This is a genomic window from Clostridium sp. CTA-7 (assembly GCF_054768095.1).
In genome coordinates, this window is the sequence record NZ_BAAAAV010000003.1 from 432,386 (window position 1) to 450,157 (window position 17,772).

General features: G+C 29.8%; 18 protein-coding genes. All 18 read right to left on the reverse strand.

What is annotated here, in order from left to right; genetic code table 11:
• Position 1: 1 nt before the first annotated feature.
• Entirely contained in the window at positions 2 to 604 is a 603-nt protein-coding gene (locus ACYUEX_RS08180; RefSeq protein ID WP_460287515.1) for an MBL fold metallo-hydrolase, read from the reverse strand.
• A 15-nt stretch (positions 605 to 619) separates the two neighbouring features.
• Entirely contained in the window at positions 620 to 1,069 is a 450-nt protein-coding gene (dtd, locus tag ACYUEX_RS08185; RefSeq protein ID WP_460287517.1) for a D-aminoacyl-tRNA deacylase, read from the reverse strand.
• A 12-nt stretch (positions 1,070 to 1,081) separates the two neighbouring features.
• On the reverse strand, positions 1,082 to 3,274 hold the full coding sequence (locus ACYUEX_RS08190; RefSeq protein ID WP_460287518.1) for a RelA/SpoT family protein: 2,193 nt from the start codon (positions 3,272 to 3,274) through the stop codon (positions 1,082 to 1,084).
• A 105-nt stretch (positions 3,275 to 3,379) separates the two neighbouring features.
• Positions 3,380 to 3,898, reverse strand: coding sequence for an adenine phosphoribosyltransferase (locus ACYUEX_RS08195; RefSeq protein WP_411168080.1), 519 nt, complete (start codon positions 3,896 to 3,898; stop codon positions 3,380 to 3,382).
• A gap of 98 nt (positions 3,899 to 3,996) precedes the next feature.
• Positions 3,997 to 4,848 (reverse strand): DHH family phosphoesterase, encoded by an 852-nt coding sequence (locus tag ACYUEX_RS08200; RefSeq protein ID WP_460287519.1) that lies wholly within the window; start codon positions 4,846 to 4,848, stop codon positions 3,997 to 3,999.
• A gap of 140 nt (positions 4,849 to 4,988) precedes the next feature.
• Positions 4,989 to 5,861 (reverse strand): protein translocase subunit SecF, encoded by an 873-nt coding sequence (gene secF, locus ACYUEX_RS08205; RefSeq protein WP_411168082.1) that lies wholly within the window; start codon positions 5,859 to 5,861, stop codon positions 4,989 to 4,991.
• Positions 5,854 to 7,119, reverse strand: a complete 1,266-nt coding sequence (secD, locus tag ACYUEX_RS08210) for a protein translocase subunit SecD (protein WP_460287521.1) — start codon at positions 7,117 to 7,119, stop codon at positions 5,854 to 5,856. The genes secF and secD overlap by 8 nt, the downstream gene beginning before the upstream one ends.
• A 358-nt stretch (positions 7,120 to 7,477) precedes the next feature.
• Positions 7,478 to 7,846 (reverse strand): TIGR04086 family membrane protein, encoded by a 369-nt coding sequence (locus ACYUEX_RS08215; protein WP_411168084.1) that lies wholly within the window; start codon positions 7,844 to 7,846, stop codon positions 7,478 to 7,480.
• Between the two features lie 52 nt (positions 7,847 to 7,898).
• Positions 7,899 to 8,174, reverse strand: coding sequence for a preprotein translocase subunit YajC (gene yajC / locus ACYUEX_RS08220; RefSeq protein WP_411168085.1), 276 nt, complete (start codon positions 8,172 to 8,174; stop codon positions 7,899 to 7,901).
• A 102-nt stretch (positions 8,175 to 8,276) separates the two neighbouring features.
• The gene (gene tgt / locus ACYUEX_RS08225) at positions 8,277 to 9,419 is read right to left on the reverse strand and encodes a tRNA guanosine(34) transglycosylase Tgt (protein WP_411168086.1); all 1,143 of its coding nucleotides are present in this window, start codon (positions 9,417 to 9,419) and stop codon (positions 8,277 to 8,279) included.
• A gap of 21 nt (positions 9,420 to 9,440) precedes the next feature.
• Positions 9,441 to 10,469 carry a tRNA preQ1(34) S-adenosylmethionine ribosyltransferase-isomerase QueA gene (queA, locus tag ACYUEX_RS08230; RefSeq protein ID WP_460287522.1) on the reverse strand — a complete coding sequence of 343 codons (1,029 nt, stop codon included), beginning with the start codon at positions 10,467 to 10,469 and terminating at the stop codon, positions 9,441 to 9,443.
• 43 nt (positions 10,470 to 10,512) lie between these two features.
• Positions 10,513 to 11,538 (reverse strand): Holliday junction branch migration DNA helicase RuvB, encoded by a 1,026-nt coding sequence (gene ruvB, locus ACYUEX_RS08235; RefSeq protein WP_411168088.1) that lies wholly within the window; start codon positions 11,536 to 11,538, stop codon positions 10,513 to 10,515.
• A 9-nt stretch (positions 11,539 to 11,547) separates the two neighbouring features.
• Positions 11,548 to 12,153: a Holliday junction branch migration protein RuvA gene (gene ruvA, locus ACYUEX_RS08240; RefSeq protein WP_411168089.1), complete on the reverse strand. Its 606-nt coding sequence runs from the start codon at positions 12,151 to 12,153 to the stop codon at positions 11,548 to 11,550.
• Between the two features lie 179 nt (positions 12,154 to 12,332).
• Positions 12,333 to 13,199, reverse strand: a complete 867-nt coding sequence (locus ACYUEX_RS08245; protein ID WP_460287524.1) for a DegV family protein — start codon at positions 13,197 to 13,199, stop codon at positions 12,333 to 12,335.
• Positions 13,200 to 13,302: 103 nt separating this feature from the next.
• Complete coding sequence (locus tag ACYUEX_RS08250; RefSeq protein WP_460287526.1) at positions 13,303 to 13,605, reverse strand: Dabb family protein; 303 nt, start codon at positions 13,603 to 13,605, stop codon at positions 13,303 to 13,305.
• Positions 13,606 to 13,780: 175 nt separating this feature from the next.
• Entirely contained in the window at positions 13,781 to 14,956 is a 1,176-nt protein-coding gene (gene spoVE, locus ACYUEX_RS08255; RefSeq protein WP_460287527.1) for a stage V sporulation protein E, read from the reverse strand.
• Positions 14,957 to 14,976: 20 nt separating this feature from the next.
• Complete coding sequence (locus ACYUEX_RS08260) at positions 14,977 to 17,184, reverse strand: stage V sporulation protein D (protein ID WP_460287528.1); 2,208 nt, start codon at positions 17,182 to 17,184, stop codon at positions 14,977 to 14,979.
• A gap of 138 nt (positions 17,185 to 17,322) precedes the next feature.
• A complete protein-coding gene (gene msrB, locus ACYUEX_RS08265; protein ID WP_460287529.1) occupies positions 17,323 to 17,766 on the reverse strand; it encodes a peptide-methionine (R)-S-oxide reductase MsrB in 444 nt (147 codons plus the stop codon).
• Between the last annotated feature and the right edge of the window lie 6 nt (positions 17,767 to 17,772).

Genomic DNA, 17,772 nt, shown 5'->3' on the forward strand with positions numbered 1-17,772 from the left:
CTTATGCTAAAAAAGGATTTCTCGTCTTTTCAAATATGATAGTAGATTTTGGTCCATGTCCTGGATAAACTTCTACATCATTTCCAAGTACCATAAGTTTGCTTTCTATACTTTCTATAAGTTCATCAAAGTTTCCACCTATAAAATCGGTTCTTCCTATTGATCCTTGGAATAAAGTATCTCCAGTGAAAACTTTATCTTCCACTAAATAGCAAGTTCCACCTTTAGTATGTCCTGGTGTAAATATAGCCTTAAAACTTAATTCTCCAACTTTAATTACTTCGCCTTCATTTATATATTCATATATATGAGGTAACTTACCAAATACACCTGAAGGATCATTCTCCATATATTCTTCTTCAGCTTTGTTAAGATATACATTTACTTTGTACTTATCTTTTAATTCAGCCACCGCACCATTATGGTCAAAATGACAGTGAGTTAAAAGTATAACTTCTATTTCAACACCTAAGGCTTCTATTTGACTATTTAAATAACTTACCTCTGCACCTGGATCTATTATAGCTGCTTTATTACTTTTCTCATCTATAACTATATAACAATTAGTTTGTAATGAGCCTAATGGAAACGTCTTTACTATCATATATACCCTCCTTAATTAAAATTTCTTTTTACTATCTAGTATTAAGGTTACTGGCCCATCATTTTGAATATCAACTTTCATATGAGCCCCAAATTCTCCAGTTTCAACTTTTAAAGAAGTTTCTTTTAAAAGTTCTACAAATTTATTATATAATATTTTTGCTCTTTCTCCACCTTCAGCTTCCATAAAATTAGGTCTTCTACCCTTTCTACAATCTCCATAAAGAGTAAATTGAGAAATAGCTAAAATTTCTCCCTTTATATCTAATACTGATAAATTCATTTTATCATTCTCATCTTCAAATATTCTAAGGTTTATAACCTTATCTTTAATATATAATAAATCTTCTTCACTATCATCCTTAGATATACCTATAAGTATATTAATTCCTTTATTAATTGAACCTACTATTTCACCATTTACTTCTACCTTAGAGGATGATACTCTCTGAACTACAGCCCTCATATAATTACCTCTCTAGCTATTCATTCTATATACATCCATTACGCCTTTTAATCTTCTTATTTTTCTCATAAGCTCTTTTAGTTGCTCAATGGAATCTATTTTTACTTTTATATTTATTAATGCAATGTTACCCTTTGATGACTTTGCATTTAAAGCATTAAGTGGTAGCCTTGCTTCTGTTATTATTATCATAATATCAGATAAAATACCTATTCTATCTTCAGCTCTTACTTGTATTTCAGCTACGTAAGCTGCTCCCTTTGAAGTTCCCCAGGAAACCTCAACAACTTTATCTTTATCATAATCTATTAATGCTTTTAAATTGCTACAATCTGTTCTATGAACTGAAATACCTCTACCCTTTGTTATATATCCAAGTATCTCATCTCCCGGAACTGGATTGCAACATCTAGCAAATCTAACCATAAGATTATTTACACCTTTTACAGTTACTCCATAATTACTTGAAGATGCTGGCTTATTTATAGATAATTTATCTGATTTAGAAATATGATCATCAATTGACTTATTAACACTTTCTAAATTTTGCTTTTCAGGCATATTTTCTTCTTTTAATTTTGATATATAAGATGATGCAGATATTTGCCCAACCCCTATGGCAGCATATAAATCTTCCACATTATGGATATTGTATCTTTTAACTAATTTATCATAAGCATCACCTTTTGCTATTTCTGAATAAATTACACCTTGTTTCTTTAATTCTTTTTCAAAAGACTCTTTTCCCTTATCTATGTTTTCTTCTTTCTTAATTTTCTTAAACCATTGTCTTATTTTACTTTTAGCCTGATTACTTTTAGCCATATTTAGCCAATCCATATTAGGGCCTTTGGCACTTTTTGAAGTTAATACTTCTACTATTTCACCTGTTTTTAATTTATAATCAAGTGGGACTATTTTACCATTAACTTTTGCTCCAACGCATCTATTTCCTATATCTGTATGTATTCTATAAGCAAAATCTATTGGAGTTGCTTTGCTTGGTAAGTTTATTACAACACCTTTCGGGGTAAATACAAATATTTCATCAGTAAATAAATCTATTTTAAACCCTTCAATAAATTCCTCTGCATCAGATGTTTCCTTTTGCCATTCAAGCATATCTCTAAGCCATGCAAGTTTATTCTCAAAGGATTTTTCTTTCTCTTCTTGTGTATCTCCCTCTTTATACTTCCAATGGGCTGCTATACCATATTCCGCAGTCTTATGCATTTCAAATGTTCTAATTTGTATTTCAAAAGTTTTTCCTTGTGGCCCTATAACAGTAGTATGAAGAGATTGATACATATTAGGCTTAGGCATTGCTATGTAATCTTTAAACCTTCCTGGAATAGGTTTATATATTGTATGAACAATTCCTAATACACCATAACAATCCTTAACTGTATTTACTAAAATTCTTATTGCTGTTAAATCAAATATTTGCTCTATACTTTTATTTTTGTTAACCATCTTTTTATATATACTATAAAAATGCTTTGGTCTTCCATCTATATCTGAGTCTATCTCAGAATCTTCTAATTTATTATGTAAATCTTCTATTATTTCAGCAATATAAACTTCTCTTTCAACTCTTTTTTCCGCAATTTGTTTAACTAAATCATAGTACTCTTCTTCATGCAAGTATCTAAAAGCTAAATCTTCAAGCTCCCATTTAATTTTAGATATACCGAGTCTATGAGCAAGTGGAGCATATATGTCTAGGGTTTCCTTTGCTTTTTGCTTTTGCTTTTCCTTAGGCATAAATTTTAATGTTCTAAGGTTATGTAATCTATCAGCTAATTTTATAATTATAACTCTTATATCTTTAGCCATTGCTAAAAGCATCTTTCTAACATTATCAGCTTGTTGCTCTTCTTTTGTCTTATACTCTATTTTTCCAAGCTTAGTTACTCCTTGAACTAAGTTTGCAACTTCTTCATTAAACATACTCTTTATATCATCATAGGTATAATGAGTATCTTCTATAACATCATGTAAAAGTCCAGCTACTATAGTACTTGTATCCATACCCATCTCAGCTAGTATTTCAGCCACATCTATTGGATGTGTTACATAAGGTTCACCTGATTCTCTTTTTTGATCCTTATGAGCATCGTTTGCTAAATCATATGCCTTTTTTACGATATGTGTATCTACATTATTACAGTTTTCATTTATTTTTCGTAACAGACTTTCATACATATGGGTAATCTCCTTTGATTTGATTAAATCTAAAATAATTGGCTGGTTTCAAAAACCAGCCATTTTCTTATATTATATAATAATTACTTTTATATTTCAATAATATTAGAATTCGTAATCAACTAATGACATGACTTCATACTTCTCTAATTTATCTCTTCCATGTAATCCAGTTAATTCAATGGCAAAATCTAAACAAACTACTTCTCCACCTGCTAATTCCACAAGTTTAGCTACTGCCTCTATAGTACCACCTGTTGCTAATAAATCATCAACTATAGCAACTCTTTGTCCTTTTTTAATAGAATCTTTGTGTATTTGTAATGCATCACTACCATATTCTAAATCATAAGTTATTGAGACTGTTTCTCCAGGTAACTTTCCTGGCTTTCTTACTGGTACAAATCCTATTCCCATAGCATATGCAACAGGTACTCCATAAATAAAGCCTCTTGCTTCTGGTCCAACTATTAAATCAATATTTTTATCCTTTAAATGCTCTACCATCTTATCAATTGAGTATCTTAATGCTTCTCCATCTCCTATAACTGTCGTTATGTCCTTAAAGCTTATTCCATCTTTCGGGAAATTTTCAATTACTCTTATTTTTTCTTTTAGATTCATGATAAATCCTCCATTACTAAAAATTATAAACTATATAATTATTTATCTTACTTTAAATAAAATATTTCAATATTATTTTACAGTAATTATTAAATTAATTATATAGTTATCTTTGATTTATTTAAATATTTAGTTATTTGCTCTGCTCTATCTTTTTTATTAGTTGTTAAGAGCTCTATAATTATGCGTGCATTATCCATCATTCTTACAGCATTTATAGTAGGTGTAATAACATCTATGATTTTTAATATGCACACATCATCCATTTCAACTATACTATAGTAATTCATTATTGCTCTTAGTCCATAATTATTAGTATTTATTAAAAACTTTCTTCCTTCCTTTAAAATAACGCCATTTTCTCCTTTTAAAGGAACCTCTGCCCATTGCTCACCTATAAGTATTAAATCCAAATACTTATTAATGCTCTTTATGTTATAATATATAGCAATTGCTTGCATTAACTTAAAGGTTAAACCACTAATAGATAAATTTTTATATCTATACTGGCAACCCTTTTGATTTGGATTTATGTATATGTAATCTCTTTCAAAATTTACTTCTTTATTTTCCAAAACTATCAAGTCTATCCCAAGATCCCTACAAAGCTTTTCTTCTTTATCTGAGCTTAAATCTATTCCTAATGTAATTAAAAGCTGTCCTCCAAGAAAACTAACATTATTTATTATATTTTCAGAGGTGATTCCTGAATTTAATTCTTCATCATGAATTACATATTCTATATCTGCATTTAAGTATTTAAGTACTAAACTTAAAGACGCTATAGCACACAATCCATCTACATTAGGTACACCATAAACAACTATTTTCTTCCTATTATTTATAGCTTCTACCATCTGCTCCATAGCTTTATTCATATTTTTAAGTATAAAGGGATTATATCCAGTAATATAATTTGGACTATAAATACTCTCCCAAAACTTACGCATTATAAACTCCTCCACAAAACTTAAGAAAACACATATATTATAATTGAAAATCTATAATATTACAAATGTTTTCTAAGAAAAAAATAATAAACCTCCAAAATATTTCGGAGGTTTAACTTTTGGGTTATCTTTATAAAAAATTAAGCTGTTTCTGCTTTACTTTTTTTACCTCTTTTATCTCTTAATATAACCCATATTGGTGAAGCTATAAATATTGAAGAATATGCTCCAGCTGCAATCCCTATAATTAAAGGGAATGAAAACTCTCTAACTGTTGGAACAAATATGTTTACAGCTATTATTGTAATTAAAGTAGTTAGAGTTGTATTTATAGATCTTGACATAGTTTGAGTTAAACTTTTATTAGCTATTTCAGTAGAAGATGCTCTTCTCATATTTTTAAAATTTTCTCTTATCCTATCAAATATTACTATAGTATCATTTATAGAATAACCTACAATTGTCAATACAGCTGCTATGAATGGAGTATTAACTGGAATATTAAATATAGCAAATATACTTATAGTAATTAATAAATCATGTACAAGTGCAATTACTGCTGCTACTCCAAAACTCATCTCAAACCTTATTGCAATGTATATAAGCATAGCTACACAAGCAACTAATAATGCTAGTATAGAATTTCTTGTAAGTTCTTTTCCTACAGATGCTCCAATTTCATCTTGTGATATTAAAGCACTATCCTCTAAGTTATACTTTTCTTGTAAGGCTTTAAAAACCTCTGAAACTTTAGCGCTGTCTAACTCCTTTGCCTTTATTTCATATTGAGTATTATCAGCCTCATTTGTAACTGCATCAGGAACTATTTTTTTAACTATTTCATCTACTTCTGGTTTATTAAACCCTTCCCCTAGCTCAATTACAACCTTAGTTCCTCCTCTAAAGTCTATACCGAAATTAAGACCTCTTGTAATAGTAAATCCTAAACCGATTATTATAACTATCGCTGACAAGGTGAACCAAAGCTTAGTTTTTTCTATAATTTTAAGCATTTTTAGCCCCCCTCTTAACTCTAAATTGTCCTAAAGTCTTTAAAAGTCCCATATCTACTGCTAAATTTATTAACATCTTTGTTACTATTAAAGCAGTAAATAAACTTAAAACTATTCCTAACATAAGTGTTACAGCAAATCCCTTTACCGCTCCAGATCCCATAAAATATAATATTAGTGCTGCAATAAATGTTGTTGCATTTGAATCTACAATCGATGACATTGCATTTTCAAATCCACTTTTAACTGCACTTTTAACAGATATACCTATTGAAAGCTCTTCTCTTATTCTTTCAAAAATTAATATATTTGCATCTACAGCCATCCCTATAGTCAATAAGAAAGCTGCAATTCCTGGTAAAGTTAGAGCTGCTCCAACTTCAACAAATACTAAAAGAAGTAAAACTATATATAATGTCAATGCTATAGAAGCAAGTAATCCTGGTAATCTATAATAAACTATCATAAATATAAATATTAATGATATTCCTATAACGCCAGCTTTCATAGCGTTTGGAAGAGCTTCTGATCCTAATTGAGCTCCTACGTTCTTAACCGATACTGCTTTAACAGTTACAGGAAGAGCACCTGAGCTTATTATCCCTGAAAGTTTTGTAGCCTCATCCATTGAAGCCATTCCATTAATAACAGCTTTTCCATCTGTAATTGCTGTTTGAACTACTGGATTTGAAACTACTTCACCATCCATAGATATGCTAATATTCTTACCTATATTATTAGCTGTAACTTCAGCAAATTTCTTTTGACCTTCACTATTCAACTCTAATGAAACTACAGGTCTTGAAGTCTGGTCAATAACAGCTGTTGCTTCTTTAACATCTTTTCCTGTTAAAACAACATTTCCTTCTGAATCCTTAAACTCTAAATTACCAGTTTTGCTTAAGCTATCAACTATCTCACTTGAATTAAATGCTCCTGGTATATCGACCCTTATTCTCTTTTCTCCTTCTTCTGTAACAACAGTTTCTGCTACCCCTATTTTATTAACTCTAAGCTCTAATAATTGCTTAGTTCTTTGGCGTACATCTGATGGTACATTATCTTCTTGGATTTCCATTAAAACTGAAACTCCTCCCTGAAGATCAAGGCCCTTAGTTATAGCTTTATCAAAAGACTTAAACTCCCATCCTGCTATTTTAAACCCTTTAAAACCTGCAAATGCTAATGAGAAAATAGCAATGACACAGAGTACAAATAATATTGAACTTTTACTCTTACTTTTGCTTCTTGCTTTCATGTTCTTCCCCCTCTGGTACGTTTTCACTTAAATTATATTACTTATGTTAAGTAATATCAACTACTTTTTCGATAGTTTCTATATTATCCCAGTAAATATATTCCATATTCTATATTAATTATCATCTTATCTTGTTTATTATATTCTTAACCTAACTATTACTTTGTAAACTTTTATAAAAAATAAATTATATTAATTTCTAATATGTAGTTATAATGTTCACCTATAACTTAAAATTTAAAATAAGATAAGAGAGCCGTTTAAATTCTCTTATCTTATTTTTTTATTATCTCACTAGTTTATAAAAATTAGACTAATTACTACTATGCCTAATATACTAATCTAATTTCTAATGAAATTATAGGTTTACTCCAAGCATTCCAGAAAGTAATCCTATAAATATACATAATGCAAACTTCACAAAATCATACATTGTTAATGTAGGTTCTGCACCAAAGATAATGCCTATTATATATAAGGATATGTAAAAAATACACCCTACTGCTAAACCTACAACCCAACCCTTACTGCCATATGATTTTACTGCTATTAAAGAGCCAACAATTAAAGCTAGGCATGAAATAACTACATAAATAATATTAAATACTCCTTCACCTAATGTAAGCTTATGCATAACAATCGAAAGTACTGCAGTTACTAAAAATGTAGTCATAAGCGCCCAAACTAATCCTTTTAAGACACTTTTAAAATAATTTGTCCAATCCATAAAAATTTCACCCCCTAGTACTCATTTTATGAGGTATTAGGGGGTATTATTCTTATTCTGATACTTTATTTATTTTTGAAGCTATTCCATTTTTAGATATTCTTATTTTAGTTCTCTCAGCACTTGTTTCAATAACAACATAGTCTTCTTCTACGATTATTATCTTTCCCATTATTCCGCCTCTAGTTATAATTTCATCATTCTTTTCTAATGCTGATACCATTTCATTATATTTTTTAGTTCTCTTTTTTTCAGGTAGTATTAATAATAAATACATAAGACCAAACATTAATACAAATGGTAATACAATTGATAATATTTGTGGCATATAAGTTCATTCCCTTCATAAATATAAGTTATTAAATTTCATAATAAAAACTATATATTATTTATATAGTGATGTCAATTACATTAACAGATATTTAATACTTTAAGCCTTGACATTCCATTCCTTTAATTTTTGTTCTTTAAACTCTTTAAAGTATCCACCATCTATAGCCGCTCTAATATCTTCCATTAATTTATTATAGAAATAAAGATTATGTAATACACAAAGTCTCATTGCAAGCATTTCTTTAGCTTTAAATAAATGTCTTATATAGGCTCTTGTATAGCTTTTACAAGCTGGACATTGACAGCCTTCATCTATAGGTCTTGTGTCTAATTCAAATTTTGCATTCATTAAGTTTATTTTTCCTTCTTTTGTAAACACATGTCCATGTCTTCCATTTCTAGCTGGAAGTACACAGTCGAAAAAGTCCACGCCTCTATCAACAGCTTCTAATATATTACTTGGAGTTCCTACTCCCATTAAATAAATAGGCTTATCTTCTGGTAAGTATGGAACAACAGCATCTATTATTCTATACATTTCTTCATGAGTTTCTCCTACCGCTAAGCCGCCTATTGCATATCCATCTAAATCCATTTGGGTTATTGTTTTAGCATGTTCTATTCTTATATCTTCATAGCAACCACCTTGATTTATACCAAATAACATCTGCTCTTTATTTATAGTTTCAGGAAGAGAATTTAACCTATCCATTTCCACCTTGCATCTCTCAAGCCATCTTGTAGTTCTTGCTACTGATTTTTCTACATATTCTCTTGTAGATGGATTTGGAATACACTCATCAAAAGCCATAGCTATAGTTGAAGCTAAATTGCTTTGAATTTGCATTGATTCTTCTGGGCCCATAAATATTTTTTTACCATCTATATGTGATGAAAAATATACACCCTCTTCTTTTATCTTTCTCATTCCTGATAATGAAAATACTTGGAACCCACCTGAATCTGTTAGTATAGGTCTATCCCAATTCATAAATTCATGTAATCCACCAAGTTTTGCTACAACTTTATCAGATGGTCTTAAATGCAAATGATATGTATTAGATAGCTCTACTTGACATCCTATTTCTTTTAAATCCATAGTTGATACAGCACCCTTTATAACAGCACAAGTACCAACATTCATAAATACTGGAGTTTCTATAGTTCCATGAGGAGTTTCAAATCTACCTCTTCTTGCGTTACCATCCTTTTTTAGTAAAGTATATCTTTTCTTACTCAAAATTTCACTTCCTCTTTTTGTTTATTCTTTTATTATCATGGAATCTCCAAAGGAGAAAAATCTGTATCTTTCTTTAACAGCTTCATTATAAGCCTTCATAACATTTTCTTTTCCTGCTAAAGCTGAAACTAACATTATTAATGTAGATTCCGGTAGATGAAAGTTGGTTATAAGTTCATCTATAACCTTATATTTATATCCTGGATATATAAATATATCTGTCCATCCACTTTGCTCCCTAACAAATCCATCTTCATCACCTATAGTTTCCAAAGTTCTTGTAGATGTAGTCCCTACTGCTATTACTTTATCTCCTCTTTTTTTAGTTTCATTAATTAACTCTGCATTTTCTTTATCTAAGAAGTAATATTCTGAATGCATTATATGTTCATTTATGTCTTCAACTTTAACCGGTCTAAAAGTTCCAAGACCTACATGAAGAGTTAAATAGGCAATATTAATACCTTTCGCTTTAATTTCTTTTAATAATTCTTCTGTAAAGTGTAATCCTGCTGTCGGTGCAGCTGCTGATCCTTTCTCTTTTGAATATACAGTTTGATATCTTTCTTTATCTTCAAGCTTTTCTGTAATATATGGTGGTAATGGCATTTCTCCAAGCTCATCAAGAACCTGCTCGAAAATTCCATCATATGAAAATTCTATTATTCTATTTCCTTCTTCAACTATATCAACTACAGTACACTTTAGCTTTCCATTACCAAAAGTAAAACTTTGCCCAATCTTAGCTCTTTTACCTGGTTTTGCTAGGCACTCCCATTTATCTCCTTCTATTCTTTTTAGTAATAAAAATTCAATCTTTCCACCAGTTTCTTCTTTTTCTCCAATCAATCTTGCAGGCATAACTCTTGTGTTATTTAAAACTAAAGTATCTCCTTTATTTAAATAATCTATTACATCATGAAAAGATTTATGCTCTAGCTCTCCAGTTTTTTTATCTAAAACCATAAGTCTAGAAGAATCTCTCTTTTCTAGTGGATGCTGTGCAATTAATTCTTCTGGTAGATAAAAATCAAAATCATTTACCTTCATTTTTTAATCTCCTAATCTTTCTCGTTATTAATTTAAGCTATCTTTAAAACAGCTTTTGCTGTTCTCCAGTTATTTTTCTTTTTCTTTTATTTCTTCCTAAATGCTCGTATGCTTTATCAGTTGCAATTCTTCCTCGTGAAGTCCTTACTATAAATCCTGTTTGTAATAAATAAGGTTCATATACATCTTCTACAGTTCTAAGTTCCTCTCCTATAAAATACGAAAGTGTTTCTATTCCAACAGGACCACCATTAAAGTTATCTATTATTGCTTCTAATATTTTATTATCAACTCTATCAAAGCCTTTGTCATCTACCTCTAAAAGTTCAAGTGCTGCTTTTGCTTCTTTATAGCTTATAAGAGAATCAGAATAAACTTGGGCATAATCTCTAACTCTTTTTAATAGTCTATTTGCTATTCTTGGAGTACCTCTTGACCTTCTCGCAAGTTCATATGCTCCTTCTTCTGTTATATTACAATCTAATACAAAGGCTGATCTTATTATTATTTCTTTAAGTTGCTTTTCTGTATAGTATTGCATATCGCAAAGAACCCCAAATCTATCTCTTAATGGAGAAGTTAACATTCCTATTCTAGTAGTTGCTCCTATTAAGGTAAACTTAGGCAAGTCTAATCTTATAGACTTTGCAGCTGCTCCTTTTCCAATAACAATGTCTAAAACATAGTCTTCCATTGCTGGATATAATATTTCCTCTACATTTCTATTTAATCTATGTATTTCATCTATAAATAAAACATCATTATCCTTAAGTGTTGTAAGTATTGCAGCTAAATCACCAGCTCTTTCTATAGCTGGACCTGAAGTTATTTTAAGTTCACCCTTCATCTCTCTTGCTATAATATTAGCTAAGGTTGTTTTACCTAGCCCTGGTGGGCCATATAACAATACATGGTCTAATGCTTCATCTCTATTTTGAGCTGCCTTTATAAATATATTTAAACGCTCTTTTACTTTATCTTGACCTATATACTCTTCTAAACTCTGAGGTCTTAAACTTAAAGTACTTCCATCTTCAAATATTTCTTGTGGTGTTATTATTCTTTCCATAATTCACCTCTATCCCATAAGAACCTTCAAACAATTTTTTATTATATTCTCTAATGTATCTGTTTTATCTACTTTTTTAAGTGATTGTTCTGCTTCCTTTTCTGAATATCCAAGTGCTAAAAGAGCACCTAATGCCTCTGCTATATTACTTGCATTATTTGGTATTAAATCTTCAAACTCTCCTAAGCCTTCTACTCCTTCAGCTATGTCTTCTTTCTTTATTTTATCTTTAAGCTCTAGTATAATTCTTCCTGCAGTCTTTTTACCTATTCCAGGTGCCTTACACAAATGCTTTTCGTCTCCCATCATTATTGCATATCGTAAGTTATTTATTCTACTAATTGATAATAAAGATAAAGCAGCTTTTGCACCAACTCCATTAATTGAAATAAGTAGCTTAAACATCTCAAGCTCTTCTCTCGAGTCAAAGCCATAAAGTCCTATAAAATCTTCTCTTACTATTTGTTCAAGGTAAAGCTTAACCTCTTCATTAATTTTAGGCATAGATGACATAGTTGCTCCTGATGTAAATATCTTATATCCTATTCCATTATTTTCAACAATAATATAATCCCTATTTATTCCTTTATAGTTCCCTTTTATGTATTCATACATACAACTAACCCCCTCAAATGCCAATAAAGTGTCACTATACTTAATATTTAGATTCTAATCTATACTATACTTTATCATTATAAATAAAATAATTCAAGGCAGAAACAACTCTACAAATTAGTAAAGAGGTAAGATTAAATTAATTCTTACCTCTTAAAACAAAATAATTATTCCAATATTTATCTATTATTACCAATAAAAAATAATGCCAACGTTCCTGGACCTGAGTGTGTACCTACAGCCGGTCCTATATTATTTATAATAACATCTTTAACCTTTGTTTCTTTTAAAATTAGATCTTTAAGCTGCTCTGCTTCGCTTAAACAATCACCATGACTAATAAAAATTGTTTGTTCTTCTGAATTAACAATTCTTTCTTTTAATTTTTCTTCAAGTTCTTTTATTGACTTTTTTCTTCCCTTGACTTTAGAAACAGGAATTAGCCTTCCCTCATCATCAACATGCATAATAGGCTTTATATTAAGCATAGTTCCTACTATGGCAACTGTACTTGATATTCTACCACCTCGTTTTAAATGATTTAAATCATCTACTGTAAACCAATGATTGACTTTTAATTTGTTATCTTCTATCCAGCTTATTATTTCATCTTTACTAGATCCACCTTTAAGCATATTAACAGCATAATAAACAATAAGTCCTAACCCCATAGATGCACTTTTTGTATCAATAACTGTTATATCCGCTGATGGTATTTCATCTTCTACAGCTTCCTTAGCAATTCTTGCACTATTTACACATCCACTTAATGCTGATGAAAAACCTATATATATAATTGAATAGCCTTCACTTGAATATTTTTTAAAGGCTTCTGTAAAAGTATATGCATTAACTTGTGATGTTGAAGGCATTTCACCAGCTCTAATCATATCATAAAATACGTTATAATTAATGCTTTGCCCTAAATCATCTGGTATATCCTCTCCTTTTAGATTGACTCTAATAGGCATAACTTCTATATTATTTTCTTTGACGAAATCTATAGGCAAATCACAACAAGAATCTGTTAAAATAACTGTCTTCATAGTCAGCTCCTCCCAAAATACATTTTTATAAATTTCTAATATGTTTTTAATTATACATCTATATTTATAGTTTTTCTATGAAGTTTATAAACTAATTTTAATATTACACTCTATAATCTACTACAACTCTCTTTTCCACTACTTCTTTCATAAACTTTATAACCTTAAGATGTTCTTCATTATTTTGGTAACTATCTAAATCTTCCTTAGATTTAAAAGTTGAATATAAAACTACATCATAAGCTTGACTAGACTCCTCAAAATTTATACCTACCTCTAAATCTATTACTACATCAATTTTATCTTTTAATGCTTCTATTTGCTTTTTTATTTCCAAGGCATTATATTCTTTAGTATTTCCTTCTACTTTTTCTTTTAATCTCCACATTACTACATGCTTAATCATAAATTTTCTCCTTAATTAATAGTTTTGATTTCTTTCTCTAATAATTTACTATAGTTATTAAAGTTATCCTTACAATATCTTTGTAAATAATTTACTTTATTCTTTTATTATTTTAACACAATAATCTCTATTTAAATATATTTTATAAAAGAAAAAGCACTATTTAAGTGCTTTTTCAAATATCTTCCTCTTTACTTTGCCTTGAAATATTTAATAAAATACCGAGAGCTCCTAAATTAAATACTAATGAAGTACCTCCATAACTTATCAGGGGCATTGGAACTCCTGTCACAGGCATTGATCCTGTTACAACTGCAATATTTATTATAGCTTGTATTGCAATTACAGAAATTATTCCAATAGCTAATAAATACCCATAGTTATCTCTTGCTTTAATTGCAATTGCAGTACCCTTAATCACTATAAACATAAATATAGAAATTATAAATATACATCCTATAAGCCCTAGTTCTTCTCCTATTATAGCAAATATAAAGTCATTGTGGGGCTCTGGCATAAAAAGTGCTTTCTGTCTTGAATTTCCCAGCCCTACTCCAAAAAGCCCTCCTGAACCTAGTGCGTAAAGAGATTGTATAAGCTGATAACTATTTCCTGATGGATCAGCCCATGGATTTAAAAAACTTGTAAGTCTATCTAATCTATAACTTTCTACAAGAATTAGACTTATCCCTGCTACTAGTCCAACTGGAATTAGAGATAATAAATGGCTAATTTTTGCTCCACCAACTAATATCATTATAAAAGCAACCATCATTACAATTGCGGTAATACTTAAATTTTTCTCTAATATTATTAAACCTGCAAATACAGCTGCTATAGCTAAATAATATAAAGTTCCAGCCTTAAATTCTTTAATTTTTCCCCTTCTCTTATCAATAAGAAGGGCTAAATATAATACTAAAACATACTTAGCAAGCTCCGAAGGTTGAAAAGATAATGGTCCAAGTTTTATCCATCTACGTGCTCCATTTATTTCTGCTCCAATAAATAAAACAACTACTAGACAAACTATAGTTCCTATAACTAACCAAGGTGTTATCTTTTTATAAAAATGATAATCTATAGACATGGTAAAAATCATTCCTGCTATACCAACAATTGTCCATAAAACCTCTTTCTTAAAGAAAAACTCTGTGCTTTTGCTTTCAGTTTCATATAAAGCATAATAAGAACTTGAAGAATACACCATTACAACTCCTATAAATAATAGTATAAGAATTGCACATAGCATACTATAATCTATACTTTCCATTCTTACCTTTCTTTTTTTTCTTATATTATTATAGCTTTTCTTTCTCCCCTTTATATTTAATTCTCTAACTTTATCCATTTTATCTCCTACTATCTAATTTATTTCAAATCTAACTTTACTTTAGTTCCCTTTTCAATTAGCTTTCCTGGAATGATATCTTGACTAGCTATAACTCCATCACCATTAGATTTATAAGCTATTCCAAGCTTATTTAAAATAGAAACCGCCTCTTCTAATGTTTTCCCTTTTAAATCTGGCATTATAAGCTTATTAGCGTCACTTTTTGAATTCTGTAGATTTATACTTATAGTTGATCTTTCTTCAACTAATGATCCTGGATAAGGATCCATATTTACTACCTTTGAACCATTTCCTTCTATTTTTATATTTAAACTACTATCTTCTAGTATCCTTTTCGCTTCATCAATAGATTTACCTCTTATTTCAGGAACAACCACTTTAGACTTTTCTAAATATCTTTCAGCATATACTTGTGAGTCCATATAAGTAAACATTTCTCCCAATAAAGATTTTAGAAGTGGAGTTGTTACTGGTCCTCCATAATATTGCCCTGCACTTGGATCTTCAACCTTTATAAATATTGTAACTTGAGGATTTTCAACTGGATATAATGCAACTACAGATGCTATATATTTATCTGAAGAATATCCGCCTAATACAGGATCAACTTTCTGAGCTGTTCCAGTTTTTCCCCCAACTCTTCTTTCTTTTCCCATAAAGGCTCCTATTGGTTGTCCTTGGTTTATAGTTCTTTCTAGATAATCTCTTAATACCGCTGTTGTTTGTTCAGATACTATACCTTCTTCTATAGTTGGCTTAAATTGTTCATCTATTACCGTAGTTCCATTCTCAGCATAATGTGTAATTTCTTTCATAATATGAGGTTGAATTAGTTTTCCACCATTTGCTATAGCATTAAATGCCTTCATAAGTTGGATACTACTTACAGTGTTTGTTTGCCCAAATGAAATAGTAGCTAAATCCATTTCACTCATATCACTTACAGATTTAATAATCCCTTCCGATTCACCTGGCAAGTCAATTTTAGTTAATTTTCCAAAGCCAAACTTATCTATATATTCTTTTAATTTTGCACTCCCTAATCTTGCTCCAACTTCCATAAAGCCTACATTACAAGAGTTTTGTAATATTTGTGGAAGAGTTTGAGCTCCATGTCCTGATGTGTTCCAGCACTTTATAGTTGTTGAGCCAAATTTTAATCCTCCACTACAATAAAATGTATCACTTTCATTAACTACACCTTCTTCTATAGCTGCAGCCATAGTTATATTCTTAAATGTTGATCCTGGCTCAAAGGTATTACTTATAGCACTATTTCTAAACATATTTTCAAGTTTTTCAGAATCATTTTCTCCACTGAATTTTTCATATTCCTCATATGGATTATTTGGATTAAAATCAGGTTTATTTACCATTGCTAATATTTCACCATTATTAGGATTCATAACAATAATAGAAACTTCCTTTGCCTTATTATCTTGAAACCCTTTTTGAGCTACCTTTTCTGCTATTAACTGAATAGAGTCATCTATAGTTAACATAACATCCTTACCGTTAATTGGACTTGTATACTTTACAGTTTGATATGGAAGTTCTTTTAAAGTTCCATCTATCTCTGCAATTTTATACCCTGCAATTCCTCTTAATTCAGTATTGTATTGCAATTCTACTCCATTTAGTCCAGTATTATCAGAATTAACACCACCTAAAACATGAGATAAAAAATTATTGTTAGGATAATACCTCTTTGGATTAATAGATATTACTACTCCATATATATTTAAAGCCTTAATTCTATCTGCTACTTCTTTTTCAATTCCCGTTACTAATGTACTAGTTCTTACTTGTACTCCATTTTCATTAACAGGATTTAACTTTTTCTTAACTTCTTCAATAGGAACTCCTGATGCATCAGATAAACTTTTAGCCACTTCATCAACTGTTGTCTTTTCATCTTCTATATGTATGCCTATAGCTTCTAAATCTAAGTCAACTCTATATACATCTATTGAAGTTGCAAGTATTGATCCATTTCTATCTTTTATATCGCCTCTATCAGCTTCTACTGTTACTTGTGAATTCCACTGTCCTTGCGCCATATGTTTATACTCTTTATTTTTATATATCATTATATATGTTAGTCTTATTATTAAAAGTAACAATACTATACAAATACTTATACTACTAAAAAAAGCTCTTTCTCTAGAATGACTTTTTTTAAACTTATCACTTCTTACCTTAGTACTTTTATTTTTCCTGTTCATTCTTCTCCCCCGTGGTACTATTTTAGAATTTGCTAATGATAGGTTGTCCTATTAATTATATCAAAAACGCTTTTATTATGTAAATTATTTCCTCTATATTTAACTAAATAAAAAGTAAAAGTGGATTTCCACCTTTACTTATTTACTTTTGAATAAATCTAAATATTCTTCATAGCCATTTTCTTTCATCTCATTTTTAGGTATAAACTTTAATGCTGCTGAATTAATACAGTACCTAAGTCCACCTAATTCTTCTGGACCATCACAAAATACATGTCCTAAATGTGAATCTGAGCCTGTGCTTCTTACTTCAGTTCTAATCATTTCATGACTTTTATCTATTTTTTCTTTAATTAAATTTCTGTCTATTGGTTTTGAAAAAGCAGGCCATCCACAACCTGAATTAAACTTATCAGTTGAAATAAATAAAGGTTTTAATGAAACTATATCTACATAAATCCCTTCTTCAAAATGATTGTTGTACTCATTAAAAAAGGGTGGTTCGGTACCATTTTCTTGTGTAACTTTGTATTGCATTTCTGTTAATCTATTCTTTAATTCCTCTTTATCTACTTTATTCATATTTCA

Coding starts and splice junctions, on each gene's coding strand:
- dtd (WP_460287517.1), bottom strand. CDS start 1,069: ATGAGGGCTGTAGTTCAGAGAGTATCATCCTCTAAGGTAGAAGTAAAT.
- ruvB (WP_411168088.1), bottom strand. CDS start 11,538: ATGGAAAGAATAATAACACCACAAGAAATATTTGAAGATGGAAGTACT.
- spoVE (WP_460287527.1), bottom strand. CDS start 14,956: ATGGATAAAGTTAGAGAATTAAATATAAAGGGGAGAAAGAAAAGCTAT.
- secD (WP_460287521.1), bottom strand. CDS start 7,119: ATGAAAGCAAGAAGCAAAAGTAAGAGTAAAAGTTCAATATTATTTGTA.
- secF (WP_411168082.1), bottom strand. CDS start 5,861: ATGCTTAAAATTATAGAAAAAACTAAGCTTTGGTTCACCTTGTCAGCG.
- ruvA (WP_411168089.1), bottom strand. CDS start 12,153: ATGTATGAATACATAAAAGGGAACTATAAAGGAATAAATAGGGATTAT.
- msrB (WP_460287529.1), bottom strand. CDS start 17,766: ATGAATAAAGTAGATAAAGAGGAATTAAAGAATAGATTAACAGAAATG.
- ACYUEX_RS08200 (WP_460287519.1), bottom strand. CDS start 4,848: ATGCGTAAGTTTTGGGAGAGTATTTATAGTCCAAATTATATTACTGGA.
- queA (WP_460287522.1), bottom strand. CDS start 10,469: ATGAAGGTAAATGATTTTGATTTTTATCTACCAGAAGAATTAATTGCA.
- ACYUEX_RS08195 (WP_411168080.1), bottom strand. CDS start 3,898: ATGAATCTAAAAGAAAAAATAAGAGTAATTGAAAATTTCCCGAAAGAT.
- ACYUEX_RS08190 (WP_460287518.1), bottom strand. CDS start 3,274: ATGTATGAAAGTCTGTTACGAAAAATAAATGAAAACTGTAATAATGTA.
- ACYUEX_RS08215 (WP_411168084.1), bottom strand. CDS start 7,846: ATGGATTGGACAAATTATTTTAAAAGTGTCTTAAAAGGATTAGTTTGG.
- ACYUEX_RS08260 (WP_460287528.1), bottom strand. CDS start 17,184: ATGAACAGGAAAAATAAAAGTACTAAGGTAAGAAGTGATAAGTTTAAA.
- ACYUEX_RS08250 (WP_460287526.1), bottom strand. CDS start 13,605: ATGATTAAGCATGTAGTAATGTGGAGATTAAAAGAAAAAGTAGAAGGA.
- ACYUEX_RS08180 (WP_460287515.1), bottom strand. CDS start 604: ATGATAGTAAAGACGTTTCCATTAGGCTCATTACAAACTAATTGTTAT.
- yajC (WP_411168085.1), bottom strand. CDS start 8,174: ATGCCACAAATATTATCAATTGTATTACCATTTGTATTAATGTTTGGT.
- ACYUEX_RS08245 (WP_460287524.1), bottom strand. CDS start 13,199: ATGAAGACAGTTATTTTAACAGATTCTTGTTGTGATTTGCCTATAGAT.